At 33.8% G+C, this 26413-nt stretch carries 32 protein-coding genes and 1 riboswitch; of the genes, 27 read left to right on the plus strand and 5 right to left on the minus strand.

The annotated features are described in order from the left end of the window. Positions 1-46: 46 nt before the first annotated feature. A complete protein-coding gene (locus tag BBS29_RS01305; protein WP_040928347.1) occupies positions 47-292 on the minus strand; it encodes a DUF2626 family protein in 246 nt (81 codons plus the stop codon). Positions 293-448: 156 nt separating this feature from the next. Between BBS29_RS01305 and BBS29_RS01310 the strand changes: the two genes are divergently transcribed. The 10 genes from BBS29_RS01310 (at position 449) to gcvPB (ending at position 8647) form a co-directional block, all read left to right on the plus strand. Next, the gene (locus BBS29_RS01310; protein ID WP_068128316.1) at positions 449-1441 is read left to right on the plus strand and encodes an ATPase, T2SS/T4P/T4SS family; all 993 of its coding nucleotides are present in this window, start codon (positions 449-451) and stop codon (positions 1439-1441) included. Then, the gene (gene comGB / locus BBS29_RS01315; RefSeq protein ID WP_083302002.1) at positions 1413-2459 is read left to right on the plus strand and encodes a competence type IV pilus assembly protein ComGB; all 1047 of its coding nucleotides are present in this window, start codon (positions 1413-1415) and stop codon (positions 2457-2459) included. The genes BBS29_RS01310 and comGB overlap by 29 nt, the downstream gene beginning before the upstream one ends. A 10-nt stretch (positions 2460-2469) precedes the next feature. Continuing rightward, positions 2470-2799, plus strand: coding sequence for a competence type IV pilus major pilin ComGC (gene comGC, locus BBS29_RS01320; RefSeq protein WP_068128320.1), 330 nt, complete (start codon positions 2470-2472; stop codon positions 2797-2799). Further along, complete coding sequence (locus BBS29_RS01325; protein ID WP_179853819.1) at positions 2777-3208, plus strand: type II secretion system protein; 432 nt, start codon at positions 2777-2779, stop codon at positions 3206-3208. The genes comGC and BBS29_RS01325 overlap by 23 nt, the downstream gene beginning before the upstream one ends. Beyond that, positions 3198-3461 carry a hypothetical protein gene (locus BBS29_RS01330; protein WP_068128322.1) on the plus strand — a complete coding sequence of 88 codons (264 nt, stop codon included), beginning with the start codon at positions 3198-3200 and terminating at the stop codon, positions 3459-3461. The genes BBS29_RS01325 and BBS29_RS01330 overlap by 11 nt, the downstream gene beginning before the upstream one ends. Further along, the gene (locus tag BBS29_RS01335) at positions 3424-3846 is read left to right on the plus strand and encodes a competence type IV pilus minor pilin ComGF (RefSeq protein ID WP_068128324.1); all 423 of its coding nucleotides are present in this window, start codon (positions 3424-3426) and stop codon (positions 3844-3846) included. The genes BBS29_RS01330 and BBS29_RS01335 overlap by 38 nt, the downstream gene beginning before the upstream one ends. A gap of 153 nt (positions 3847-3999) precedes the next feature. Beyond that, on the plus strand, positions 4000-4476 hold the full coding sequence (locus BBS29_RS01340) for a shikimate kinase (RefSeq protein ID WP_068128325.1): 477 nt from the start codon (positions 4000-4002) through the stop codon (positions 4474-4476). Positions 4477-4564: 88 nt separating this feature from the next. Further along, a riboswitch (glycine riboswitch) is annotated at positions 4565-4656 on the plus strand. A 66-nt stretch (positions 4657-4722) separates the two neighbouring features. Beyond that, positions 4723-5799 (plus strand): glycine cleavage system aminomethyltransferase GcvT, encoded by a 1077-nt coding sequence (gene gcvT, locus BBS29_RS01345; RefSeq protein ID WP_068128494.1) that lies wholly within the window; start codon positions 4723-4725, stop codon positions 5797-5799. Between the two features lie 27 nt (positions 5800-5826). Then, positions 5827-7170, plus strand: coding sequence for an aminomethyl-transferring glycine dehydrogenase subunit GcvPA (gcvPA, locus tag BBS29_RS01350; RefSeq protein ID WP_068128328.1), 1344 nt, complete (start codon positions 5827-5829; stop codon positions 7168-7170). Next, a complete protein-coding gene (gcvPB, locus tag BBS29_RS01355) occupies positions 7163-8647 on the plus strand; it encodes an aminomethyl-transferring glycine dehydrogenase subunit GcvPB (RefSeq protein WP_068128329.1) in 1485 nt (494 codons plus the stop codon). The genes gcvPA and gcvPB overlap by 8 nt, the downstream gene beginning before the upstream one ends. 39 nt (positions 8648-8686) lie before the next feature. Here the strand turns inward: gcvPB and BBS29_RS01360 are convergent, their stop codons facing one another. Continuing rightward, positions 8687-9070 carry a rhodanese-like domain-containing protein gene (locus tag BBS29_RS01360; RefSeq protein WP_068128333.1) on the minus strand — a complete coding sequence of 128 codons (384 nt, stop codon included), beginning with the start codon at positions 9068-9070 and terminating at the stop codon, positions 8687-8689. A gap of 82 nt (positions 9071-9152) precedes the next feature. Here BBS29_RS01360 and BBS29_RS01365 point away from each other — a divergent pair, with 82 nt between their 5' ends. Beyond that, positions 9153-9968, plus strand: coding sequence for a lipoate--protein ligase family protein (locus tag BBS29_RS01365; RefSeq protein ID WP_068128334.1), 816 nt, complete (start codon positions 9153-9155; stop codon positions 9966-9968). Between the two features lie 20 nt (positions 9969-9988). Here the strand turns inward: BBS29_RS01365 and BBS29_RS01370 are convergent, their stop codons facing one another. Together BBS29_RS01370 and BBS29_RS01375 are read right to left on the minus strand one after the other, a co-directional pair. Then, a complete protein-coding gene (locus BBS29_RS01370; RefSeq protein WP_068128337.1) occupies positions 9989-10210 on the minus strand; it encodes an SA1362 family protein in 222 nt (73 codons plus the stop codon). A 12-nt stretch (positions 10211-10222) separates the two neighbouring features. After that, complete coding sequence (locus BBS29_RS01375) at positions 10223-10783, minus strand: hypothetical protein (protein ID WP_068128338.1); 561 nt, start codon at positions 10781-10783, stop codon at positions 10223-10225. Positions 10784-10891: 108 nt separating this feature from the next. Here BBS29_RS01375 and BBS29_RS01380 point away from each other — a divergent pair, with 108 nt between their 5' ends. The 13 genes from BBS29_RS01380 (at position 10892) to recN (ending at position 22567) form a co-directional block, all read left to right on the plus strand. Next, positions 10892-11950, plus strand: coding sequence for a M24 family metallopeptidase (locus BBS29_RS01380; RefSeq protein ID WP_068128341.1), 1059 nt, complete (start codon positions 10892-10894; stop codon positions 11948-11950). A 12-nt stretch (positions 11951-11962) separates the two neighbouring features. Next, on the plus strand, positions 11963-12520 hold the full coding sequence (efp, locus tag BBS29_RS01385; protein WP_040928337.1) for an elongation factor P: 558 nt from the start codon (positions 11963-11965) through the stop codon (positions 12518-12520). A gap of 103 nt (positions 12521-12623) precedes the next feature. Beyond that, positions 12624-13085: an acetyl-CoA carboxylase biotin carboxyl carrier protein gene (accB, locus tag BBS29_RS01390; protein WP_068128344.1), complete on the plus strand. Its 462-nt coding sequence runs from the start codon at positions 12624-12626 to the stop codon at positions 13083-13085. Continuing rightward, complete coding sequence (gene accC, locus BBS29_RS01395) at positions 13085-14434, plus strand: acetyl-CoA carboxylase biotin carboxylase subunit (protein ID WP_068128496.1); 1350 nt, start codon at positions 13085-13087, stop codon at positions 14432-14434. Before accB ends, accC begins: the two co-directional genes overlap by 1 nt. A gap of 10 nt (positions 14435-14444) precedes the next feature. Then, a complete protein-coding gene (locus BBS29_RS01400) occupies positions 14445-14801 on the plus strand; it encodes an Asp23/Gls24 family envelope stress response protein (RefSeq protein ID WP_083286817.1) in 357 nt (118 codons plus the stop codon). Positions 14802-14809: 8 nt separating this feature from the next. Continuing rightward, the gene (nusB, locus tag BBS29_RS01405; protein WP_068128349.1) at positions 14810-15184 is read left to right on the plus strand and encodes a transcription antitermination factor NusB; all 375 of its coding nucleotides are present in this window, start codon (positions 14810-14812) and stop codon (positions 15182-15184) included. A 4-nt stretch (positions 15185-15188) separates the two neighbouring features. Next, positions 15189-16529: an exodeoxyribonuclease VII large subunit gene (gene xseA, locus BBS29_RS01410; protein WP_068128353.1), complete on the plus strand. Its 1341-nt coding sequence runs from the start codon at positions 15189-15191 to the stop codon at positions 16527-16529. Then, positions 16522-16731: an exodeoxyribonuclease VII small subunit gene (gene xseB / locus BBS29_RS01415; RefSeq protein ID WP_068128354.1), complete on the plus strand. Its 210-nt coding sequence runs from the start codon at positions 16522-16524 to the stop codon at positions 16729-16731. Before xseA ends, xseB begins: the two co-directional genes overlap by 8 nt. Continuing rightward, positions 16724-17599: a polyprenyl synthetase family protein gene (locus BBS29_RS01420; protein WP_068128357.1), complete on the plus strand. Its 876-nt coding sequence runs from the start codon at positions 16724-16726 to the stop codon at positions 17597-17599. Before xseB ends, BBS29_RS01420 begins: the two co-directional genes overlap by 8 nt. Before the next feature lie 80 nt (positions 17600-17679). Further along, a complete protein-coding gene (dxs, locus tag BBS29_RS01425; protein ID WP_068128358.1) occupies positions 17680-19557 on the plus strand; it encodes a 1-deoxy-D-xylulose-5-phosphate synthase in 1878 nt (625 codons plus the stop codon). Further along, positions 19550-20329 carry a TlyA family RNA methyltransferase gene (locus tag BBS29_RS01430; RefSeq protein ID WP_068128361.1) on the plus strand — a complete coding sequence of 260 codons (780 nt, stop codon included), beginning with the start codon at positions 19550-19552 and terminating at the stop codon, positions 20327-20329. Before dxs ends, BBS29_RS01430 begins: the two co-directional genes overlap by 8 nt. Before the next feature lie 104 nt (positions 20330-20433). Continuing rightward, a complete protein-coding gene (ahrC, locus tag BBS29_RS01435; RefSeq protein ID WP_068128364.1) occupies positions 20434-20886 on the plus strand; it encodes a transcriptional regulator AhrC/ArgR in 453 nt (150 codons plus the stop codon). A 13-nt stretch (positions 20887-20899) separates the two neighbouring features. Further along, complete coding sequence (gene recN, locus BBS29_RS01440; protein ID WP_068128366.1) at positions 20900-22567, plus strand: DNA repair protein RecN; 1668 nt, start codon at positions 20900-20902, stop codon at positions 22565-22567. A 5-nt stretch (positions 22568-22572) separates the two neighbouring features. On the opposite strand, the gene BBS29_RS01445 is transcribed toward recN, so the two are convergent. Next, on the minus strand, positions 22573-22815 hold the full coding sequence (locus BBS29_RS01445) for a DUF2627 domain-containing protein (RefSeq protein WP_040928330.1): 243 nt from the start codon (positions 22813-22815) through the stop codon (positions 22573-22575). A gap of 184 nt (positions 22816-22999) precedes the next feature. On the opposite strand from BBS29_RS01445, the gene lpdA reads away from it, so the two are divergent. The 3 genes from lpdA to BBS29_RS01460 are packed head-to-tail and all read left to right on the plus strand — an operon-like array spanning position 23000 to position 26382. Beyond that, complete coding sequence (gene lpdA / locus BBS29_RS01450; RefSeq protein ID WP_068128369.1) at positions 23000-24394, plus strand: dihydrolipoyl dehydrogenase; 1395 nt, start codon at positions 23000-23002, stop codon at positions 24392-24394. Between the two features lie 12 nt (positions 24395-24406). Beyond that, positions 24407-25396: a thiamine pyrophosphate-dependent dehydrogenase E1 component subunit alpha gene (locus tag BBS29_RS01455; protein WP_068128371.1), complete on the plus strand. Its 990-nt coding sequence runs from the start codon at positions 24407-24409 to the stop codon at positions 25394-25396. Further along, the gene (locus tag BBS29_RS01460) at positions 25396-26382 is read left to right on the plus strand and encodes an alpha-ketoacid dehydrogenase subunit beta (protein WP_068128373.1); all 987 of its coding nucleotides are present in this window, start codon (positions 25396-25398) and stop codon (positions 26380-26382) included. The genes BBS29_RS01455 and BBS29_RS01460 overlap by 1 nt, the downstream gene beginning before the upstream one ends. Positions 26383-26413 lie beyond the last annotated feature (31 nt).

The following is a 26413-nucleotide window of genomic DNA, read 5'->3' on the forward strand; positions in this document are numbered from 1 at the left end:
AAAAAAAAGAGAGTTCAGACAAACGTCTGAACTCTCTTTTATTTTTTTACTGGTTACCAAATGCTGGTTCCATAAGGAAAGTTGAATAGTAAGTAAATCCAACAAAGAATAGCATGAGGTAAGCTGCGAATACATACATATACATTCTTTCAGTCAGTTTCATATATCCAAGTAATATAAAGAAACCAGTTTGACCGATGAAGAAAAACGCCATTTCTGTCATATCACCGACATAGAATAAAATCGCAAAGATTGCTGTCCAAAAACCGAGCGTTTTAAATACTTTATCCATCGTAATCCTCCCACCAAACCATAATCTATTAACTTAATTATAATCAACTCTAATCGATAAGTAAATACCAAATCAGGAATTGTAAATTCTTAAAACTTTTAAAAATAAAAAAAGATAATACCGACTTTTTGAGCATATGTGTATAGGAGGGATGAAATGGAGAATCTTTTACACCATTTATTAAAACAAAGTATATCTGATTCTTATACAGATATACATATTACATTAGAACACTCACACGGTTTAATTAAAATAAGACAATTTGGCAAAATGAAAAATTTCGCTTGTTGTAATACGCATACGTACAAACAGTTCGTTAATTATTTAAAATTTATTGCTGAACTCGATACGAATGAACATAGAGTCCCCCAAAGTGGCCGAATTGAAAAAGATGTAGATGACGTAACAGTGAATATTAGAATTTCAACGTTGCCTACCTCTTTAATGAATGAGATCGTCGTGATTCGAATTTTAAATAGTGCAAAAGACATCCCTTCTGAAAAGTTATTTAGGAGGCCTGATGAATATAGTCATTTAAAGGAATTGTGTCTGAAAAAAGATGGATTAGTACTATTTACTGGACCAACTGGATCTGGTAAATCGACTGTGATGTTTCGATTGTTAAATGATATTAGAAACGTTGGTGACAAACAAATTATTACGATTGAGGATCCAATCGAATTTGATTTACCAAACATTATACAAGTTGAAATTAATGAAAAAGCAAAACTAGACTACGCACCGATTCTAAGGGGAGTAATGCGCTGCGACCCTGATGTTATTATGTTCGGTGAAATTAGAGATTCAACAATTGCGACAGAACTAGTTAAAGCGAGTCTTTCGGGTCATTTAGTTTATTCAACGTTTCATAGTAATAGTGCATATAGTGCGATACTTCGACTTAAAGAATACGGAATTTACAATGAAGAGCTTGCTGAATCGATACAAGCAATTATAAATCAGAGAATTATTCATAATAAAAAACAATCTTTTATTCTATATGAATATATTACAAAAAACGATATTAAAAAGATATTGAGTGGTGAATCGATACGTTATGACACGATACAAGATAAACTTAAACAACTATATGAAAACAACTTGATAGAGGCGAATACGTATGAAGCATATAAAGCGTTTGAAAAATAAATTAAAACAGTACGACGCAGAATTTCTTAAAAAGCTCGCGCATCTATTAAGTAATGGTTTTACTCAAAAACAAGCATTAATTTTTTTAGTAGAACAATATGAAGTTCTAAATATCAAAGATAAAACAAAGCTGTTAGAGCTCATACGAGATGGTAAAAATTTAGAAGAAATACTCACATATATTGGTTATAGCCCTGCAATACTTGCTCAAATTAGATTTTCTGCTGTACACGGTGATTTAATTAATATTTTAGAATCGTGTTACTCATATATTACCAAGCGTAGACAAACGATTAAAAATTTAATGAAGTCACTTCAATATCCGATTATTTTAATCTCTATATTTATAGTGATTTTAATCGTATTAAATTACACTGTTATTCCACAGTTCAATACACTATACGAAGCGATGGGTACACATAAAAGTAATTTGATGACAATACTTACATTCATGCTGAACGTATTACCGAAAATCGTACTCGTTATCATATCAATTGCTATGATTTTTCTAATGTATATATCAATCATATTGAGGTCTAATAATATAGAGTTAAAACAATCTCACTTATTAAAACTACCAATTATTAGCACTTACTATAAATATAATGTGACGTACAAGTTCTCAAGAGAATTAGGGCTCATGCTAAGTAACGGCATTGAATCAAAAGAAATTGTAAATATATTAAAAAATCAAAACTTGGATAATGAATTAAAGTATTTAGGACAAACTATAGAGAAGTTATTATTGTCAGGTTTTTCGATGAGTGAAGCGGTTAAACAAATTCCACTCATCGATCAACGTATAATCCCATTCATTCAGCACGGAGAATATAATTCAAACGTCGGTAAAGAATTAAGTCTATATAGTGAATATGTCTTAGAAGGAATTATTTTTAAACTTGAAAAATTAACAAAGCGTATTCAACCGATCATATTCGTCATACTCGGTTTACTCGTTATTTGTCTATATCTCGTTATTGTATTACCTGTATTTCAAATGATGTCTGACTTAAATTAGGAGGAAAACAATGAAATTTAATATTAAAAAACTAATTCAAAAAAGTAAACAATCAGAAGGATTTACGTTAATAGAAATGTTACTCGTACTACTCGTCATCTCCGTGCTTATCATCTTAATTATCCCAAATATTGCAGCACAATCTAAAAACGTTCAAAACACTGGCTGTGACGCGCAAGTTAAGATGGTTCAAAGCCAGATTGAGGCATATACGTTAAATGAAGGTGAAACACCAACTAACATTAACCAATTAGTGCCAAATTACTTAACAGATAAGCAAACGTCATGTGCCAATGGAACAGGGATCACAATTGTTAATGGACAAGCTACAAAAGAATGATGGATTTACGATGATTGAAATGATACTTACATTATTTGTTGTAAGTATCATTTTATTATCTACAATTACCTACATCCCAAGATATAACGAAAACAATTATGAAGATGAACTAAAAAATATAGAATACATATTTCAAAACGCGCAAATTAGAGCTCGTACGTATGATACATATCAACACGTTATTATCTATCATTCGACGAATGAAATTGTTCTGAAAGACTATAAACAATATTATGAAAAAAGGTATCAGCTTACATCTTGTTTTATCGTTGAAGGTGGATTAGAAGACGTCATTTACTATCCAACAGGAAATACATCAAAATTTGGCACGATGATATTAAATTGCGATGGCGATGTTATTAAGATAATATTTCAAATTCAAAAGGGGAGGTATCGTATTGAAAGATGATGGTTTTTTATTAATCGATAGTGTCATCTCGTTGAAAATTATGCTTATAATTACGACGATTTTAGTGCCAACAATCATTCATTTAAACCATGTAGACAAACAAGCAGATAATAAACTTGAAATGTTAAGGAGTCTTTATATAGAGATACAAAATAGTGAGGGTCAAGATGATTTCTTAAAAAGTGAACGTTATTTTATAAGAGGTGATGAAATTTGTGAAGCGTCTGCAAATAGATGCATTAAAATTAAATGAAGGTTTTACATATATTGAAATGTTACTGAGTCTATTTGTTCTATCTATGATCTTATTTATAACTATTCCAACGATACGACTATTTGGTTCGATTGAATTAAATGAACAGAGTTTTGATATCGATGTTTTTATAGAAGACATTTTTGAAGTAGAAACAAATAAGAAAGATATTGTAATTACAAAAAACAGCCTTACTTTTGATAATGAACACGGAACGATTACGTATCGACTATCTAATAATCGTATTGTCAAATCGATAGACAAAAAAGGCTTTATTCCTTTGATGACGAACGTCCTTGAATTCAACGTTACAGAAGATAAACATCATGTATATATTATGATTGAAGAAGGCGATGAAACATATGAAATGTATATTAAAAAATGATGGATTTATAAGTGTCACATCGTTAATCATATTAGGTTTTATAACAAATGTTTTCTACACATATTATATGCGCTTATATATGATCATTGAGATTAAAATGAATCTTATTTATTATTATGAAAGTAAGGTTAAATTGTTTTTAGGAGCATAGCTATGATATTAATAGGATTTATGGGTGTTGGTAAAACAACTGCTGGTCAAAAGTTAAGTGAGATAACACAAAAGGAATTTATAGACTTAGACGTATATATAGAAAACAAGCATCAAAAAATATCTGACATATTTAAAAATTACGGTGAAAGTGTATTTCGGAAATACGAATATGACGCACTAAAAGAATGTTTAGATGTAGACATACTATCTACTGGTGGTGGGATTGTAGAATATGAACCGTCTCTCAATCTTTTAAAAGAATCTACTCAACTAGTGATCTATATCGATGTACCGTTTGAGGAAATATATAAACGTATTAAAAATGATAGCAGTAGACCCAATGCATTAAGATCATATGAAGAATTACAAGATTTATTTGAAAAACGTAGACCTCTATATAAGAGCATTGCTGATATTACGATAAGGAACGAAACGACGGTAGATGAATTAATTCACAAACTTTTAATCGTTGAATAATTGAGTTAACAGTATTTAAGTTGCAATTTGTGAATATAGTATATATAATGAATTCGGATACAAAATCATTGAAAATTGATGTTTTCGGTTGAACGATGTCGGAGAGAACGTATAATTACGTCGCCGAAGGAGCAAGCCTTTTTAGGTGAATCTCTCAGGCAAAAGGACGATATCGTGACGAATCCTGAAGATATTTCAACAGGGCACTTTTTAATTAAAGTGTCCTTTTTTTATAAAAAGGGGGATATTATGAGTGAACTAAAGAAAACACCACTTAATGATTATTATCGTGAAGTTGGTGCAAAACTTGTAGATTTTGGCGGCTGGGAAATGCCTGTTCAATTTACGAGTATTATTGATGAACATAACGCTGTACGCGAAGACGTTGGTATTTTTGATGTCTCTCATATGGGAGAATTCAAAGTTACAGGTAGTGAAGCAGTTGACTTTTTAAACTACGCATTAACAAATGACGTATCTAAATTAAAAGTTAATCGTGCGCAGTATACGACAATTTGTAACGAAGACGGTGGAGTAATTGATGATTTATTAATTTATCGTCTAGATGACAATACGTTCTTCTTAGTTCCGAATGCTGGAAACAAAGACACAGATTATGAATGGTTAACTAAGATTGATGGCTATGACGTAGAAATATCAGATGAGTCAGATGATTACGCTGTAATCGCAATTCAAGGGCCAAATTCAAGAGCGATGGTACAAAAACACGTTGACGAAGATCTTTCAGAGATGAAAATGTTCGACGCAAAACAAAATGTATCACTTGCTGGACACGACGTACTATTATCTCAAAGTGGTTATACAGGAGAAGATGGTTTTGAAATTTATATGAAGCCAGATTCATTAGAAGAATTATGGAAACTATTCAAAGATGATGGTGCAACTGAATGTGGTCTTGGTGCGAGAGATACGTTAAGACTTGAAGCTGGTTTACCACTTCACGGTCAAGATTTATCTCCAGAAATTACTCCAATAGAAGCAAGAATCGGATTTGCTGTAAATGCAAACAAAGATAAATTTATTGGTAGTGATATCTTAAAAGATCAAAAAGCAAATGGTGCTCCACGTCGTTTATCCGCATTTGAAATGACTGGTAAAGGTATTCCAAGAACTGACTATGAAGTATTTGATACTGAAGGTAACAAAGTGGGATACGTTACAAGTGGTACAAAATCACCATCCTCTGGTAAAGCAATTGGATTTGCTTTAGTAGACACTGACTTCTATGAAGACGGTAAGGAATTTATCGTTAAAGTTCGTAAACGTGAAATTCCAGCTCAGTTTGTTAAAAATTTTAAATAAAACATTAAACTTTTAAGGAGTGTAAATATGAGTCATCGTTATTTACCAGTAACAGAAAAAGACAAGCAAGAGATGCTAGATGTCATTGGCATTAAAGATGTTAATGAACTATTTTCAGATATCCCTGAAGAAGTAAGATTTAAAGGCGATTTAAATATTGAACCAGCTAAAGATGAACATTCACTAGTGAGAGAAATGACGCAAATTGCTAACAAAAACATTACGTCAGTTACTCACACATCATTTTTAGGTGCAGGTGTATATGATCATTATATTCCTTCGGTTGTAGATTCTATTATCTCTAGATCCGAATTCTATACTGCATACACACCATATCAACCTGAAGTTTCTCAAGGTGAATTACAAGCAATCTTTGAATTCCAAACGATTATCTCAGAATTAACAGGCTTACCAATTGCAAACTCATCAATGTATGATGGAGCAACTGCATTTGCTGAAGGTGCAACGATGGCTGCTGGTGCAACGAGAAAGAAAAAAGTTGTTGTATCAGGTGCAGTTCATCCTCAAACGTTAGAAGTCGTCAAGACTTATGCAAACGCTCAAAATGTAGAAGTAGTTGTCGCTGATTTAGACGGAACTAAGACTGACTTAAAACATCTTGAAGAATTAGCAGATGAAGACACAGCAGCAGTAATGGTACAATATCCAAACTTCTTTGGTTCAATTGAAGATTTAGAAGCAATCGAAAAGATTGCACATAAGCATAAAGGGTTATTCATTGTAAACTCTAACCCACTTGCACTTTCATTACTTACACCTCCAGGTGAATTCGGTGCAGATATCGTTACTGGGGACACACAAGTATTCGGTATCCCGTCACAATTCGGTGGACCACACTGTGGATACTTTGCAGCGACTAAAAAATTAATGAGAAGAATGCCAGGACGCCTTGTCGGACAAACTAAAGATGACGAAGGTAACCGTGGTTTCGTATTAACTTTACAAGCACGTGAACAACATATTCGTCGTGAAAAAGCGACTTCAAACATCTGTTCAAACCAAGCGTTAAACGCTCTAGCATCATCAATTGCAATGAGTGCTTTAGGTAAGTATGGTGCGGTAGAGATGGCAGAAAACAACATCCAAAACGCACATTACGCAAAAGAAGCGTTTAAATCAGCTGGATTTGAAGTATTTGGTGATATGAACTTTAACGAGTTTGTCGTTAAGTTAAACAAAGATGTCACTGAAATTAATGATGAGTTATATGAAGACGGATTTATCGGTGGTTATGATTTAGGATTAGACTTTGAAGCGTTCAAAAATCATATGCTAATCGCTGTTACAGAACTACGTACAAAAGATGAAATTGACGCGTTTGTTGAAAGGTTAGGTGCTTATAATGGCTAAAAAAGGTTCAAGCCCATTAATTTTTGAAAGAAGTATTGAAGATCGTTATGCATATTCGTTACCTAAACTTGAAATCGAGAAAAAAGAACTTTCTAGTTTATTAGATGATAAATTTATCCGTAAAGAAAAAGCTGAGTTACCAGAAATTAGTGAACTTGATTTAATTCGTCACTACACTGAACTCTCAAACAAAAACTGGGGAATCGACTCAGGATTCTATCCATTAGGATCTTGTACGATGAAATACAACCCTAAAATTAACGAACAAGTTGCTCGTCTTGCTGGATTTGCTTATTCACATCCATTACAAAACGAAAAAGCAATCCAAGGATCATTAGAAGTAACTTATCGTTTACAAGAATCATTAAAAGAAATTACTGGGATGGATGAAATCTCATTACAATCAGCAGCAGGAGCTCAAGGTGAGTGGACAGCTTTAATTATGATTAAAGCATTCCACGAAGCAAACGGCGACTTCCAAAGAACAGAAGTAATTGTTCCAGACTCAGCACACGGAACAAACCCAGCTTCAGCAACAGTTGCTGGATTCGATTCAGTTACAGTGAAATCAAACGAAGACGGAACTGTAGATATCGAAGACTTAAAACGTGTTGTAAGTGATAAAACTGCAGCAATCATGTTAACTAACCCGAATACTCTTGGTCTATTCGAAAAAGATATTTTAGAAATTAGAGATATCGTACACGGTGCGGGTGGTAAGTTATACTATGACGGCGCGAACTTAAACGCGATTATGGCTAAAGTTCGTCCTGGAGACATGGGCTTTGACGCAGTACACTTAAACTTACACAAAACATTCACCGGTCCACACGGTGGTGGTGGTCCTGGTTCAGGTCCTATCGGAGTTAAAGCGGACTTAGCGAAATTCTTACCAAAACCTCACGTTAAAAAAGAGGGAGATACGTATAAACTCGATAACGATATTCCACAAAGTGTTGGACGCGTAAAACCTTACTTTGGTAACTTTGCGATTTACTTACGTGCATACACGTACATCAGAACGATGGGGCCAGAGGGGCTTAAAAAGGTTTCTGAAGATGCAGTGTTAAATGCGAACTACATGATGAGACGTCTTGAAGGTACTTATCATTTACCATACACACAACACTGTAAACACGAATTTGTTTTAAGCGGTGTGAATCAGAAGAAAGAAGGAGCACGTACTCTAGATATAGCAAAACGTTTATTAGATTACGGTTATCACCCACCAACAATCTACTTCCCACTTAACGTTGAAGAAGGTTTAATGATCGAGCCTACTGAAACAGAATCGAAAGAAACGTTAGATGGATTTATCGATGCATTACTAAATATTGATAAAGAAATCAAAGAAGATTTAGACTTAGTATTAGAGGCTCCACATACAACAGTAATCGGAAGACTTGATGAAACACTTGCAGCACGTCATCCAGTATTACGTTATGAAAAAGAAGATATTATCGAAGATAAAAAATAATTGAAAAAAGCGATTCGAATTTTTCGAATCGCTTTTTCTTTATTTAGAATTAATTTTACCAGTCCATTTAGCGATACCACTTTTTAATACGTAAATATCTTTATGACCCTGTTTCTTTAAAATTCTTGCAGCTCTTAGCGCTGTACGACCATTTTGGTCGTATAAGTGTACAGGTTGGTCTGTACGTAGTGATTTCGCTCTCGTATTAAATGTGCTTAGAGGGATGTTACGTGCACCTAATATATGTCCGTGCTTATAAGAATCTTTTTCTCGTAAGTCGACGAGTTGGACTTTACGTAAGTTTTGACTAAATTCTTCTTCACCTACAATATTAACGCCTCTAACACTTAATACAGCATTAATTATAAATAAAACTATTAAAATAGCTAAAACAATTAATAAAATTATTGTCGTAGTACTCACACAATCGCTCCTTTTTAGATACAATATATATATTATAGTGTGTTTGTCACATTTTTAAAAGTGTAATCTGGGGGAGAGAAATTTGACAGCAAAATGGAGTTACATTAAAAGTGGTAAACAAGATGCGTTTTATAACATGGCGCTAGACGAATTACTCATGAAGAAAGTTGAGAAGGGTGAGATTAATCCAGTATTACGTTTGTATGAGTGGGAAATCCCAACTCTGTCAATCGGTTATTTTCAAAAGATACATAGAGAAATCGATGTTGAAAAAGTAAAAGAGTATGGCTACCAGCTCGTAAGGCGTAAAACGGGTGGTCGCGGTGTATTACACGATAAAGAACTAACGTACAGTCTCGTGTTACCTGAAAATTACGAAGGAATGCCACATACTGTAACAGAAAGTTATAAAGTATTATCGATGGGATTACTAGAAGGGTTTAAAAATTTAGGTTTAGACGCTTATTTTAGTATTCCGGAAAAAACTAAAACAGAAATACGTTCGAGCGTATGTTTTGATACACCGAGCTGGTATGAACTTGTCGTTGAAGGAAGAAAAATCGCAGGAAGTGCACAGACAAGAAATGATGGTGTTATTATGCAACACGGTTCAATACTTCTAGATGTTGATATTGATCATCTATTTGATATGTTTAAATTTACAAATGAACGTTTTAAACAAAAAATGAAAAGTGATTTTAAATCAAAGGCTGTTCCGATTAATGATCTAACAGACAAAAATATAACAGTCGATGAATTATACATAGCATTTAAAGACGGATTTGAAAAAGGACTATCAATGACAACGACGGAATATATGTTAACAGAAGACGATTTATACCAACTTGACGTCTTAATCGAGAAATACAAATCTGAAGAATGGAATTATAAACGATAATAAAAAACGTAAGTTTAGAATTAATCTCTAAACTTACGTTTTCTTTTCGTTTTACGGACCGCACGTCTATATTTTCTTTCGTCTTCAGATAAAATGAAGAAGTAATATATACCATAAAAAATTAAACCAATAATGACTAAAGAAACAGCCATATTAAATATTAAATTAAAAACAGTATCTAAATTAGTGAGAAGACCAATAATTGCTATGATAATTACGATATAAAATAATATTTTTTTCAATTGAATCAACCTTTATAAATATTTATTGAGATCTTTGATTTTATTCAGCTGTTTTTCGATATTCTTTTTATCATCTTTACCAATCGCATCGTTTAAAGTGTTAATCTCTTTAAGTAAGTTACTATTAAACACTTCTATTTTATTATGTTGACGACTTAACATATCTTGAAGTTTTAATTCATCTACGTCGCTGTTATATGTGTTTATAATCTCTTTTAAATTAGATTCGATATTAGAAACGGTACGTCCGTCAATATCCTCTTCTTCCTTAAAGTTTTCCGCTTCTATTGAAAGAACATCTAACTCTTTTTTTACACCATTTGCATATACACGGACGACATTTTGATATTTAGAGATGTTAGTATCTTTCTTATCACGACTAATACGTGAAATTTCTTCTTCTATATTTTTAAAATCATCTTTCAATTTTTGATTTTCAACTTCAACAGAGTGTAGCTTCTCTTCAAGCTGTTTAACTCTATTAGATTTTTCTTCATATTTTTCATTTAAATTTTCTGGTGAGCAAGCTACTAAACAAAGTGAGATTGCTCCAATATATAATGATTTTTTCATTAGAATCCCTCTCGATACTTTATTATTCTACCATTTCTTTAAAATTATTAAAAAGAAAATGAAAAGTCTTTTAAAATACGGTAAACTACGGTTAAGGAGTGATTATGAATGAGCATTATCGAAAAAACAAAAGAGTTACTAAAGAAATATGAAATAGATGCGCTAATCGTATCTAGTACTTACAACAGAAGATACGTCTCAGGGTTCACAGGATCAAGTGGCGTAGTAATAGTAACTGATGAAGGACAGTACTTAGTATCTGATTTTAGATATAATGTACAAGGACGTGAAGAAGCACCTGATTTTGAATTCGTGTTACAAAAGGGAAGTTTAACGTCGTTTGTCATCGAATTTTTAAAAGAAAAAGGCGTTAAAAAACTCGCATTTGAAGCAGCCTATACGAATTATAATGAGTACAATACATTAAATGAGCATTTTGAACTCGTACCGATTAACAACGAGTTTGAAACTTTCCGTATGGTTAAATCAAATGAAGAAATTGAAAAAATTAAAGTCGCTTGTAAAATCGTCGACGAAGCATATGAACGTATTTTAAAATTTGTAAAAGTCGGTATGACAGAGTTAGAAGTTAAAGCTGAGCTAGAATATATTATGGCGCAACTCGGTTCAGAAGGTCCGAGCTTCGATACGATAGTAGCGAGTGGTCATAGAGGGGCATTACCTCACGCAACACCTTCAGAAAAAGTTATTGAAGATGGAGATCTTGTGACGTTAGACTTCGGTGCAACTTATAAAGGGTATGTTTCAGATATTACACGTACGTTTGGTGTCGGTAATGTTTCAGACGAACTCAAAAAAGTGTATAATATTGTATTAGAAAGTCAGTTAAAATCTTTAGAAACAATTAAAGCTGGATTTACTGGTAGCGAGGCAGATAAGGTAGCTAGAGATATTATTGATCAAAATGGATATGGTGAAAACTTTGGTCACTCACTCGGTCACGGAATTGGTCTAGAAGTACATGAAGGTCCAGGACTCGCAAAAACTGTCGATACAGTGTTAGAAGAAAATATGATTATTACGATCGAGCCAGGTATTTATGTTGAAGGACTTGGTGGCGTTAGAATTGAAGATGACGCGCTCGTAACTAAAGATGGACTTCAAAAACTGACACATAGTAGTAAAGAGTTATTCATAATCAAGTAGGAGGATAATTTAATGATTTCAGTAAACGATTTTAAAACAGGACTTACAATTGAATTTGATAACGGTATTTGGAGAGTTATTGATTTCCAACACGTTAAGCCAGGAAAAGGTGCGGCGTTTGTACGTTCTAAATTAAGAAACTTACGTACAGGTGCAATTCAAGAAAAGACGTTTAGAGCAGGTGAAAAAGTCGGGACAGCACATATCGATAACAATAAGATGCAATTCTTATATAACGATGGTGACGGATATGTGTTCATGGACAATAACACGTTTGAACAAGTAACGATTCCAAAAGAACAATTAGAACATGAAATTAATTTCTTAAAAGAAAATATGAACGTGTCTATTATGACGTATGAAGGCGAAACTTTAGGTGTTGAACTACCAAAAACTGTAGAGCTTGAAGTAGTAGAAACAGAACCAAGCATTAAAGGGGATACTGTTTCTGGTGCGACAAAAGAAGCGAAACTCGAAACAGGTTTATCTATTCAAGTACCACTATTTGTCAATAATGGTGACGTACTTGTAGTAAATACTGAAGAAAGTTCATACGTTTCAAGAGCATAATCTTTTTAAAAGCAGATATTTTATCTGCTTTTTTTAATTACCATTTGAATTGGTCATACCACTAAAGTAAAATACTATTATAAACAGTTTAGGAGATTTGATTATGAAATTAGAATATATAGACCAACTCATTGAAAAAATGGAAACAGCTAATTTAGTTGAACTCACATATAAAGACAAAGAAGTGGATATTAAACTTAAGCGTGAATCAAAAGTGCCACAATATCAAGCGCAACCTGTACAACCAGTACAGTCTGTCGAAGCACCTATTCCACCAGCGCCAGTAGCAAGTGTTCCAGAAACTAGCGTTCCTGCTGCTGATACTTCAAACATTCATACGATTAAAGCGCCGATGGTTGGAACATTTTATAAGAGTCCATCACCTGAAGCAGATCCTTATGTTCAAGTCGGCGATAAGATTGAAAACGATACGATCGTATGTATTTTAGAAGCGATGAAACTATTCAACGAAATTGAAGCAGAAGTTTCCGGTGAAATTGTAGAGATTTTAGTTGAAGATGGAGAAATGGTTGAATATAACCAACCATTATTCAAAGTTAAATGATAAAAAAAGTATTAATCGCAAACCGAGGAGAAATTGCAGTACGTATTATTCGTGCGTGTCATGAACTCGGTATTGAAACAGTGAGCGTATACTCAGAAGCGGATAAAGATAGCTTACACCGGAAACTCGCAACTGAGTCGTATTGTATCGGCCCTAAATTATCTAAAGACAGTTACTTAGATATGATTAGTATCATAACAATCGCTCAAAATACAAACTGTGATGCAATCCATCCAGGGTATGGCTTTTTAGCTGAAAACGTCGATTTCGCAGAGATGTGTGATGCGAGTAATTTAATCTTTATCGGTCCACATTATAAAACAATCGCTTTAATGGGTGTTAAGGACGTTGCAAAGGATACGATGCAAAAAGCAAATGTCCCGACAGTTCCAGGATCTGATGGTGTTGTAAAATCACTAGACGATGCAAAGAAAATTTCAGAAGAAATCGGATATCCTGTCATTATTAAAGCAAGCTACGGTGGTGGCGGTAAAGGTATTCGAGTTGCACGTAACGAGAAAGAGTTAATTCAAAACTACAAGTTAACTGAACAAGAAGCCGAAAGTGCGTTTGGGAACAAAGATTTATATATCGAAAAATATATTAGCAATTTTAGACATATTGAAATCCAAGTACTTGGTGATTATCACGGAAATGTCGTTCATCTTGGAGAAAGAGATTGTACTGTTCAACGCCGTATGCAAAAGTTAGTTGAAGAAGCTAAAAGTCCAATTATTTCTGAAGAAGTTCGAGAAGAAATGGGGCAAGCAGCAGTTCGTGCAGCGAAATTTATCGACTATGTCAACGCAGGGACGATTGAATTTATATATGATCTCGATGAAGAAACGTATTACTTTATGGAAATGAATACGAGAATTCAAGTCGAACATCCTGTTACAGAAATGATTACAGGGATAGATTTAGTTAAAATGCAAATAAAAATTGCAATGAGAGAAGAAATACCATTTACTCAAGAAGACATTGAGTTTAATGGACATGCGTTTGAATTCAGAATTAACGCAGAAAATCCTTATAAGAACTTTATGCCTTCTGCTGGTAAAATTACGAAGTTTAAAGAACCAGGTGGATTCGGTGTACGTTTAGAAACAGCTTGTTATCAAGGATATACAATTCCACCATATTACGATTCGATGATTGCAAAACTTATCGTATATGGAAAAGACAGAGACGACGCATTACAGATTGCACGTCGCGCGTTAGATGAATTCATCGTTGAAGGTATTAATACGACGATACCATTCCATCAAAAAATTATTAATAATGAAGCGTTTATTAATAACGATTATAATACGAATATGCTAGAAAACCATGATATAATGAGTGAATGAGGTGATTATAGTGGAAGTATTAGGACACGATGAATCCATTGGTAAAATTAAGATTTCAACAGAAGTACTTGAAGTTATTTCAAGTATCGCTGTTTTAGAAACAAAGGGTGTTTCATCTTTACAAAATAACTTAGCGAGTGGAACAATTGAAAAAATTGGTAAGAAATATCGCGGCAAAGGTATCCGTGTAGATGAGTCAAACGGATATTTAAAAATTTCTGCGTACGTCAATCTATCTGACGGTAAAAATGTGCATAAGATTGCAGAAAATATCCAAGAGAATATTAAACAATCTATCTCAACGATGCTCGATATTAATGTAATTGATGAAATTAATGTTCACATCGTAAATATTGCGAAGTATTAGGTGTTTTTATGAATAGACATGAACAAAGAATTAAAGCATTTCAAATACTGTTTCAAATCGATAATGACGCAGTGTCATTAAAAGATGTGAAATTTAAAGAAATGTATAGTAAATATGATTATATTAAGCAATTAGTCGACTATTATATTGAACATCAAAATGATATTGATGATAAAATTGGTAGTTTACTAAAAAACTATACGTTAGATCGTATTAGTAAAGTCGACAGAAATGTCTTACGTGTATCTGTAACAGAGATTATTTCTACAGATATACCGAAAAAAGTGATTATTAACGAAGCTGTAAAAATCACAAAAGTCTATAGTGACGTAAACAGTTTTAAATTCGTAAACGGTGTGTTAAAAAACTTTAAAAACGAGTGATATTATGACGAACGAGCAAGTGCTAACTGTGAGTGCTTTATCATCATATATTGAAGAAAAATTTGTTAGAGACCCGTACTTAGAACGGGTCTTTATTAAAGGTGAGATATCTAATAGTAAATTACATAGTTCAGGTATTTTATATTTCACTTTGAAAGATGAATCGACAACACTACGCGGTATTATGTTTAGTAATAGTGTGAAGCGACTAAAAAAAGTTCCGAGTGATGGGGACGGAGTCATCGTAGAAGGTAGGATATCTGTCTACAAACCCGGAGGATATTATCAAGTTATCGCAAACGATATTGTACTCGATGGTCAAGGACAGTTATATGAAAAGTTAGAACAAAATAAAAAGATGCTTCAAGCGCAGGGGTATTTTGATCCAGCACATAAAAAACAACTTCCTTATTTTCCAAAAACAATTATTTTAGTCACAAGTGCGACAAGTGCTGCATATGAAGACATGATACATGCTGCTGAAAAGCGTTTCCCACTTACAAAAATAAAAGTCATTAATACGTTAATGCAAGGTGAAAAGAGTATCGATTCTGTCATTAACAACTTAGATTATGTAGATCAGTTACATGCTGATGTTGTTATTTTAGCGCGTGGTGGTGGTTCAATTGAAGACTTATGGACATTTAATGAGTTAGAAGTTGCCAAAAAAGTATTTAATATGAAAACACCAATTATCACTGCAATTGGACACGAAACAGATACGACACTCGTGGACTTTGTATCTGATAAAAGAGCGACAACACCAACGCAAGCAATGGAGCATGCTTTGCCTGATCAACGATATTTAAAAGAGAGAGTTATCGAATCACAATTAGTATTGAAAAAGAAAATACAAGATACACTTCTCAACAAACAATCAAAACTTGAAAGCCATAAAAGCTATTATAAATTTAGAATGCCAACACGGTTGTATGACCAACATTTACAACAACTCGTCTATAAAAAAGATCAATTAGAGTCGTTGTATAATAAAAAGTATAATGAAAGACACCATCAATTTAGTCATTTGAATTATAAAATCAATACGCTCAGTCCACGACATATTATTGAAAACGGACAAACACAAAATAAGCAATATCGACAGTCATTAACTAAATTAATGCAATATAAGATAGAACATTCTAAATTGCAAGTAAAAATCAAACTTGAAATTTTAGATAGTTTAAATCCACTAGAAATTCTAAAACGTGGATACTCATTTGTTAGTTTAGATGGACACGTCTTAAAGAGTACAAATGATGTGGATGTCGGAGATGTAATCCAAGTGAAATTAAGTGATGGTCGCTTAGAAACAAAAATTACTGAGGTGTATAAAGATGAGTGAATCAGTAAAGGAAACACAAAGCTTTGAAGAAAAAATGAAAACACTAGAGTCAATCATTGAACAATTAGATCGTGAAGATGTTCAATTAGAAGAGTCTTTAGATTTATATAAAAAAGGTATCGAACTTTCTAAACAGTGTGATGAGATATTAAAAAATGCGCAACTTGAAGTCGAAGCTTTAGAAGGTAATACAGATGATTAATAGCTATCAAAAATATTTAGACGATGTCGATAAACATATTAAACATCATTTAAGTTTAAATGATGTGTCTGATCGTATTAAAGAATCTTCGTTATATTCAATTTCCGCAGGTGGTAAAAAAATACGTCCACTCCTTCTCTTTAAAACGTTGAGAGCACTTAATCACGAATTAAGTAACGGAGTACCTATGGCTGCTGCTATAGAAATGGTCCATACGTATTCATTAATACATGATGATTTACCTGCGATGGATAATGATGATTATAGACGTGGAAAACTGACAAACCACAAAGTGTATGGTGAAGCAACTGCAATTCTAGCTGGTGATAACTTATTAACAGAAAGCATTCATCTATTAACTCTCGCGGATTATAGTAACGATGTTAAAGTTAAACTTATTGAAACTCTTACTTCTGCAGCAGGTCAAAATGGAATGATCAGTGGCCAGATGAACGATATTTTAAGCACAAATGCATCGATTGATTATGAAACGTTAGAACAAATTCATCGTCATAAAACTGGAAAACTAATGGTTGCACCAGTAATATCAGCAGCAATTATTGCAAACCAAAATGAAGATGTTATTGCGACATTACAGCGATTTGCGGAAGAACTAGGATTATTATTCCAAATTAAAGACGATCTTTTAGATGTACAAGGTACTAAAGAAGAAATCGGTAAAGAAGTCGGCACAGACGAAAAAAACAATACGACGACATATGTCTCTTTATTCGGTATTGAAGGTGCGACAGATCTTCTAAAGAAAAAAGAGAAAGAGACGACTGAATTATTATATCGATTAAAAGATGAAATTGATATTATTCATTTAGAAGATATCATTACCATTGTTGTAAATCGTACGAAATGATATTCATACATATGGATATCATTTCTATTTTTATAATCTTTTTTAAATGATATAATTAGAAAAAGATAGGTGGGTGCTATATGAAACTTGAAGAAATAGAAAATCCATCATTTTTAAGAGATAAAAGTGATGAAGAGCTTGAACAATTAGCACAACAAATTCGAGACTTTTTAATAGAATCATGTGCAGTAACAGGTGGGCATATCGGTGCTAACTTAGGTGTCGTCGAGCTCACTTTATCATTACATCGTTTTTATAATTCACCAGAAGACAAACTTTTATTTGACGTTGGTCATCAAGCGTATATCCATAAAATATTAACTGGAAGAACGACAGATTTTAAAACGCTACGTCAATATAAAGGTCTGTCCGGATTTCCTAAAATGTCGGAATCAGAGCATGATGTATGGGAAGCAGGCCATTCATCTACTTCGCTTTCAGCTGCATTAGGTATGGCGAAAGCACGAGATATCAGAAATGAGAAATATGATGTCGTTCCGATTATCGGTGACGGTGCATTAACAGGTGGAATGGCCCTAGAGGCGTTAAACCATATCGGATCTGAAAAAACGAAAATGACGATTATTTTAAATGATAATGAAATGAGTATCGCACCAAACGTCGGTGCAATACACAATATGTTTGGACGTATTCGAACGAATTCAAGCTATAACAAATTTAAATATGATGCTGAAGAATTACTCGAAAGAATTCCGTCATTTGGACCGTCTTTAAGAGATTTAGCTGATAAAGTTAAAGACAGTTTAAAATATTTAGTCGTAGACGGTGTATTTTTCGAAGAACTCGGTATTAAATATATCGGTCCAGTAGATGGACACAATTTTAAAGACATTACTAAAGCTTTAGAATCAACAAAAAATTATGACGGACCAGCAATTATTCATGTCATCACAAAAAAAGGTAAAGGGTATTACCACGCTGAAAATGATGAGGTAGGTACTTGGCATGGACTCGGACCTTATAAAATTGAAACTGGTGAAACAATTGGTGGCAGTGGTACACAGTCGTGGAGTGAATTCGTATCGAATTCAGTATTTGACCATGCATTGAAAGATGAACGTATCGTCGCGTTAACACCAGCAATGCCGGTAGGTTCGAAATTAACTAAGTTCCAAAACGAGCTACCAGAAAGATTTTTTGATGTTGGAATCGCGGAACAACATGCCGTCACGATGTCTGCTGGACTCGCAGCTTCAGGTATGAAACCATATCTTGCTATTTATTCGACATTTTTACAACGTGGATATGACCAAGTGTTACATGACGTAGATCGTCCAAACTTAAATGTATTTTTTGGAATTGATCGTAGTGGATTAGTCGGTGCTGATGGTGAAACACATCACGGTATTTTTGATGTGAGTTTCTTACTACCACTTCCTAACATGACGATTATGATGCCTCGAGACGAAGTTGAAGCGAAGTTAATGATTGACTACGCTGTCGAATACGATGGTCCAATTGCATTACGTTATCCTAGAGGAAATGTTAAAGGTATTGAAGTCACTGAACGTCAGCCAATTGAAAAAGGCAAATGGGAAGTCGTCCATAAAGAAGATAAGAAGGACGTTGTAATCATCAGTTACGGTCCAACGTTAGATATTGCTGAAGAGGCAAAAGACATGCTATCTGAAACGAATATTAATGTTGAAATCGTCAATGCGCGATTTATAAAGCCGGTAGATGAAGAAATGTTACATGAATATGGTAAAGAGAATGTACCGATGTTAATTGTCGAAGAAGTCATCGAAGCCGGTGGTCTTGGCCAATTTATTCAAGGGTTTATGTCGCAACATGACTTTACAAATGATGTTAAAACAATCGCTATTCCTGATGTATATATTGAACAAGGTGACGTTGAACAGTTACTTATAGAAGCAGGAATTACTTCAGATAATATTGTAAATACAATTCAAAAAATGGTAAAACATAATGGCTAAGATCCGTGCAGATCAATATATATTTGAACATTTTAGTCTTGGCACAATAGAAGACGTCAGACGTCTAATTATGGCAGGAAAAGTGTTAAATAATAATGAACCAGTGTATAAACCATCTGATATTATCGATACGAAGAAGGTTGATATTCGCTTTAAAAAAGTGAAAACTTACGTTTCAAGAGGCGGTATCAAATTAAAAGCTGCGATTAATGAATTTAATTTAAACTTAGAAAATTGTATCGTTCTTGATATTGGAAGTTCAACAGGTGGTTTCACAGATTGTAGTTTACAGCATGGTGCAGAGTCTGTTTACGCAGTTGATGTCGGTACAAACCAACTCGACTATAAACTTAGAACAGATTCACGTGTCACAGTGATGGAGCAAACGAATTTTAAGCATACGGCAATTGATGATTTTAAAAATTTACCAAACGTCATGACGATTGATGTGAGTTTTACTTCTATCGTCCCGATTATTAGACACATCACTGAACTTTTCAATCACGAATACACAGTCATTGCATTAATTAAACCACAATTTGAAAGCTATTTAGAAGAAAAAGAGGATACACTGATTATTCAAAGCGACGTGACGAAGAGAAACGTAATAGAGCGCGTTGTTGAAGTATGTACTTCTCTTGGATTATCAACGTATGATATTATTCGTTCACCAATTACTGGTACAAAAGGTAACGAAGAATTTTTACTTCACATAAAAAATGATGGGGAAAATTCAGTGATCGAACAACAAAAAATCGACCAATTATTTTAAACTATCCGTTTTCGGATAGTTTTTCTTTTCTTTTAGTTTGTTATACTACACGAAAACATGATATTATTGAATAAATATTAATGATATACATTGAGGTGACAATTATGTCTAGTAAAGTAGTAAGGCAAATTAAAATTAGAGAAATTATTACGAGTAACGACATTGAAACGCAAGAAGAACTTGTCCAAAAATTACGCGAAAATAATTTCGATGTAACTCAAGCAACGGTGTCACGTGATATTAAAGAATTACAATTATTTAAAGTTCCAAAAGCTGATGGTACGTATATTTACAGCATGCCTGAAGATAGACGTTATCATACTCTTGAAAAACTCGGTCGCTATTTAATGGATAGCTTTGTAAAGCTAGATTATCAAGACAGTTTAATAGTATTAAAAACGTTACCTGGTAACGCACAGTCAATCGGAGCGATTATTGATCAACTCGAATGGGAAGAAATTATCGGTACAATTTGTGGAGATGATACGTGTCTTATAATCTGTAGAGGAGAAGAAGCAAGAGATAGCGTTAAAGAGAAAATTTTTAATCTGATTTAAGGAGCTGAGCACTATTTTACTCCGTCTAAATATCAATAACTTTGCGGTACTAGAAAATGTAGAGCTTGATTTTTACAACCATTTAACGATTATTTCTGGTGAATCCGGAGCCGGTAAGTCGATGTTAATTGATGCGTTGTCATACTTAGCGGGTAAGCGTGCTTCAATGGATGACATTCGTTATGATACGAGTGGGCTCGTATTAGAAGGTGTGTTTGATTTTCCAAATACCGCTACACTAAACGCCTTACTTGAACAATATAACATCCCAGTTGATGAAGTTTTTATCGTTAAAAGAGAGATAATGCATAACAAAAAAAGTATCGTTAAAATCAATAACCAAATGATTACTCTTGGCCAACTTCAAGAAATTATGCAAGAAGTATTTACTATTCATACGCAACACAAAAACGATGAATTATTAGAAACAAGCCGTCAAATCGATTATCTCGATCGATATATTGAACTCTATGATGAAGTAGATTTTAAACAGTATCAGCAGTTATTTTATCAATATGACTCTATACAAAAACGTATCGCAGAACTCGAATATAAAGATCGCAATCGATTAGAACAACTAGAACTACTAGAACACCAATATAATGAACTTCAATTAATGAATTTCACGACAGAAACTGAAGAAGATGATTTAGAAAAAGAACTCGAATACTTAATGAATTTTGAAAACGTCAATGAGAAGTTCGAACAAATTAAATCGATTTTAGACGGTGAAATTAGTGTTCAGTCTCTTTTATATGACGTCGTGCATCAACTTGAGGGGATTACACCATTTGATGAAAAGTATTCTATATATACTGAAAAACTCGAAGAGAGTTATCATTTATTAACTGAGCTAAATAGTCAAGTTACGAATGATTTGAGTACGCTTGAATACGATGAAGCGCGTTTAAACGAAATCCAAGACCGTTTAAATAGTATTAATCAGTTAAAACGTAAATTTAATGAGACATTTGAAGGTTTATTACGTTTAGAGCGTAAACTAGAGACGGATATTAATGATTTAAAAAACTTTAGTCAATCATATGAAGAATTAATAAATGAAAAAGAAAAAGTGTTTAAACAATTAAATGTATATGCTAAAAAGCTACATGACATTCGTCTTGACCGTAAAGACTTTTTAGAATCTGCGATTGTGAAAGAACTAGAAGACCTCGATATGAAAGATGTTCAGTTTAAAATCGATGTAAAGGAAACTCAATTTAATACACTCGGATTTTCTAACGTTGAATTTTTTATTACGACAAATAAAGGTGAACCGTTGAAACCATTAAACAAAGTGGCTTCAGGGGGAGAAGTTTCACGTATTAATTTAGGGCTCAGATCGATCTTTTCAATGTTTGAAAATCAAGCCCTCGTAATTTTAGATGAAATCGATTCAGGAGTCAGTGGTAAAGTCGCGACTAAAATGGCAGAAAAAATGAAACTACTCGCAAAGACGAGACAAGTATTTGCGATATCTCATTTACCTCAAGCAGCAGCGGTGGCAGACCATCATTTACACGTGTATAAAACAGTTGTTAATGATCGTACTGTTTCGAAAGCTGAATATTTAGATGAAAATGAACATATTGAAGAGATTGCACGTATGTTAAGTGGGTCTACGATTAATGATGCAGCAATTAAAAACGCGAAAGAATTAATAAAGACGAGTAAACAGTAATTTGTTTACTCGTCTTTTGCTTTAAATCGCTCTTGAACTCGTTTATTTTTTCGCTCTCTATGAAGGACGTATCCTGCAACGAACCAAACTCCGAACACTAAGAGTACTAACCCTACAATAAATTGAAGGACAAGAGAACTAAATGGATCAATTGTGATACCGAATATACTGTCGCGAATTAATTTTACGCCATATCCTGCAATAAAGACAGGAATCACTAATATTAATAGTGCAATTATTTTTTTCATGTAATCAAACACCTTACTCAACATAATTATATAGTCTGTTAATGAAATCATCGTTTGTTAATGTATAATAGGAGATAATACATTTGTTTCATCGTATTTATTCTAGTCTATATAGAAAATGCGAGCAAGTGGTATATTTTTTTACAACTTTCACTGGTCTGACCAGTAACTTATGGAGGGTTTTATGGAAAAGTCATATGACATCGCGATAATCGGTGGAGGTACAGGCGGCTATGTAGCTGCGATACGTGCAAGACAACTCGGCTTTACTGTCGCACTCATTGAAAAAGATAAACTCGGTGGCACGTGCTTACATAACGGTTGTATACCAACGAAAAGTTTGCTGAACACTTCAAATTTAATAAAAACTGCCAATCAGTTATCTGAATTCGGAATTTCTGAAGTATTGAATTTTAATTATGAAAAAATAATTGATAAAAAAAATAAAACTGTAGACACGTTATATAACGGTGTGTCATCACTCATGAAAAAACATCAAATTGACGTTTACTATGGTCATGGGAGGATATTAGGGCCGTCAATTTTCTCACCGATGGCAGGCACAATCGCTGTAGAAACTGAAAACGATTCTATTATTATTAAAAATGATTATGTCATTATAGCGACTGGGTCTAAACCGATCGAACTTGACTTTTTACCATTTGATGGGGAATTTGTATTGTCGAGTAAAGAATTTTTATCTCAAAAAAAATTACCTAAATCTGTAGGTATTATCGGCGGTGGAGTCATTGGATTAGAACTTGCATCTATATTATCTAATTTAAATGTCGACGTGACGATAATTGAAGGTAGTCAAAATATAATTCCTAATGAAGATAAAGACGTTATTCGTACGCTTAAAAAGCATTTAGAACAGAGTAATGTAAAAATTACAACTGACTTTAAAATTAGTAATCAGACCGTTACAGTTGATGACGGTGTTTCTATAAAGTATAACGACGAAACATTGAATTTCGAGCAAGTAATTGTTGCGATTGGGCGTAAAGCCAATATCGATGATATTGGCTTAAACAACACGAAAGCAAAATTCACTACTTATATTGAAACGAATGAATTTTACCAAACAGCAGACAGCCATATATATGCGATTGGAGATGTATTAAATACATATCAACTCGCACATGTTGCTTCAAAAGAAGGCATAATAGCGGTTGAGCATATTAAAGGTTTAAATCCAATCACACTAAATTATGACACTGTACCGAGATGTATATATACGAATTTAGAAGTTGGGGTAGTCGGTCCTACAGAAGAACAGTTAAAACAAAAAGGGATCGAATATAATGTGAGCGTATTACCACTTCAAGCAGTTGGTAAGGCGATTATTGAAAATGGCGGAGAAGGTTTTGTTAAGTTAATTACTGATAAAGATAATATGTTATTAGGCGCATCGATTGTTGGACCAAATGCGACTGAAATTATTAACGAATTATCGCTTGCATCGTTTTTAAATAGTTCGGTAGAAGAACTATATAATTCAGTACATGCGCATCCGTCAATAAGTGAAGGAATTATGGAATCTGCATTACTTATTGACGAAAGAGGGATTCATTTTTAAGGAGAGATTCGAATGATAGATTATAAAACATTAGATTTAACAGAAGACGACTTAAAAGAAATGTATCGTTTAATGTTAACGACACGAAAAATTGATGAACGTATGATGTTATTAAACCGTGCGGGAAAAATTCCATTTGTCGTATCGTGTCAGGGTAAAGAAGCGGCACAAGTCGGTGCAGCTTATGCTTTAAAGAAAAAAGTTGACTATTTAAACCCATATTATAGAGATTTAGGAATGGTAACAACACTTGGTACAACACCCTTAGAAAGTATGCTTGCAGCATTTGCGAAGCGAGATGATACGTCAAGTGGAGGTAGACAAATGCCCGGTCACTTTAGCGATTACGAGTTAAATATTGTGACTCAAGGATCAACTGTAACAACTCAAGTACTTCACGCAGCAGGTATTGCGTATGCATTAAAAATGGATGGTAAAGAAGCTGTATCATTTACTTCACTCGGTGAAGGTTCTACGTCTCAAGGCGATTTTCATGAAGCGCTAAACTTTGCGAGTGTTCATCAATTACCGTATATATGCTTTATTGAAAATAATGGTTACGCGATTAGTGTCCCAAAATCACTTCAATACAATATTGATGACTTATCAGAGCGAAAACATGCATATGGAATACACGGAGAACAAATTAACGGCAATGATCCACTTGAAGTATTTCAATCTGTAAAAGTTGCTCGAACACGTGCTATCAACGGGGAAGGTCCTACGATAATCGATGCGCTAGTTTCGAGAATTGGGGCACACTCTTCAGATGACGATGATTCTTATAGAGATAAAGCACATGTACAAACATTAAAAGACACGGACTGCTTAATCACGTTTAAAGATTATATATTAAAAAATACAACGATAGAAGAAGAGTGGTTCGAAGCAATCGATGAAGAAGTTAAAAATATTATTAACGACGCGACAAAAGAAGCAGAACATGCACCATATGCAGAACCTTCTTATGCGTTAAAACACGTGTATGAGGAGGAATTATAATGACAAAAACGATGACATTGTTAGAAGCAATCCATGACGGATTAGACTATGAGATGGGAAAAGATGAGAATGTATTCGTTCTAGGAGAAGATGTCGGTCAAAAAGGTGGCGTGTTTAAAGTAACGGCTGGACTCCAAGAGAAGTACGGAAAAATGCGAGTGCTCGACACGCCACTCGCAGAATCATTAATTGTCGGTACAGCAATTGGCGCGTCACTCGCTGGTAAAAGACCAGTTGCTGAAATACAGTTTGCAGAGTATATATTACCTGCGACAAACCAGATTATGAGTGAAGCAGCTAAAATTAGATATCGCTCTAATAATGGATGGCATTGTCCAATTGTAATTCGTGCACCATTTGGTGGAGGGATACACGGGGCACTTTATCATTCACAATCGATTGAAAGTGTATTTAGTTCAACACCTGGTTTAAAAGTTGTTATACCTTCTACACCAAGTGATGCAAAAGGATTACTTATTTCTGCAATACGCGATAACGATCCTGTTTTATTTTTCGAGCATAAAAAAGCATATCGTTTACTTAAAGAAGACGTACCGACAGGTGAACATGTTGTACCTATTGGTAAGGCAGATATTAAACGTGAAGGTAAAGATATCACGGTAATAACTTACGGGTTATGTGTTCATATGGCCATTGAAGCGGCTGAACGATTAGAGAATGATGGATACAGTGCTAAAGTTGTTGATTTAAGAACAATTTACCCGCTCGATCAAGAGACGATTATAGAATCTGTTAAAGACACAAGTAAAGTATTACTCGTCACTGAAGATAATTTAGAAGGTAGTGTAATGAGTGAGGTATCTGCGATTATATCTGAACATGCATTTTACGATTTAGACGCACCAGTTATGAGACTTGCCGCACCTAACGTACCAGCGATGCCATATGCACCACCAATGGAAGACTATTTTATGGTGAATCCAGATAAAATCTATGAAAAGATGAAAGAACTTGCAGAACATTAAAAGAGGTGAAACGATTGATAGAAGTCATTAA

It is taken from the genome of Nosocomiicoccus ampullae (genome assembly GCF_001696685.1).
Taxonomy (GTDB): Bacteria; Bacillota; Bacilli; order Staphylococcales; family Salinicoccaceae; genus Nosocomiicoccus; species Nosocomiicoccus ampullae_A.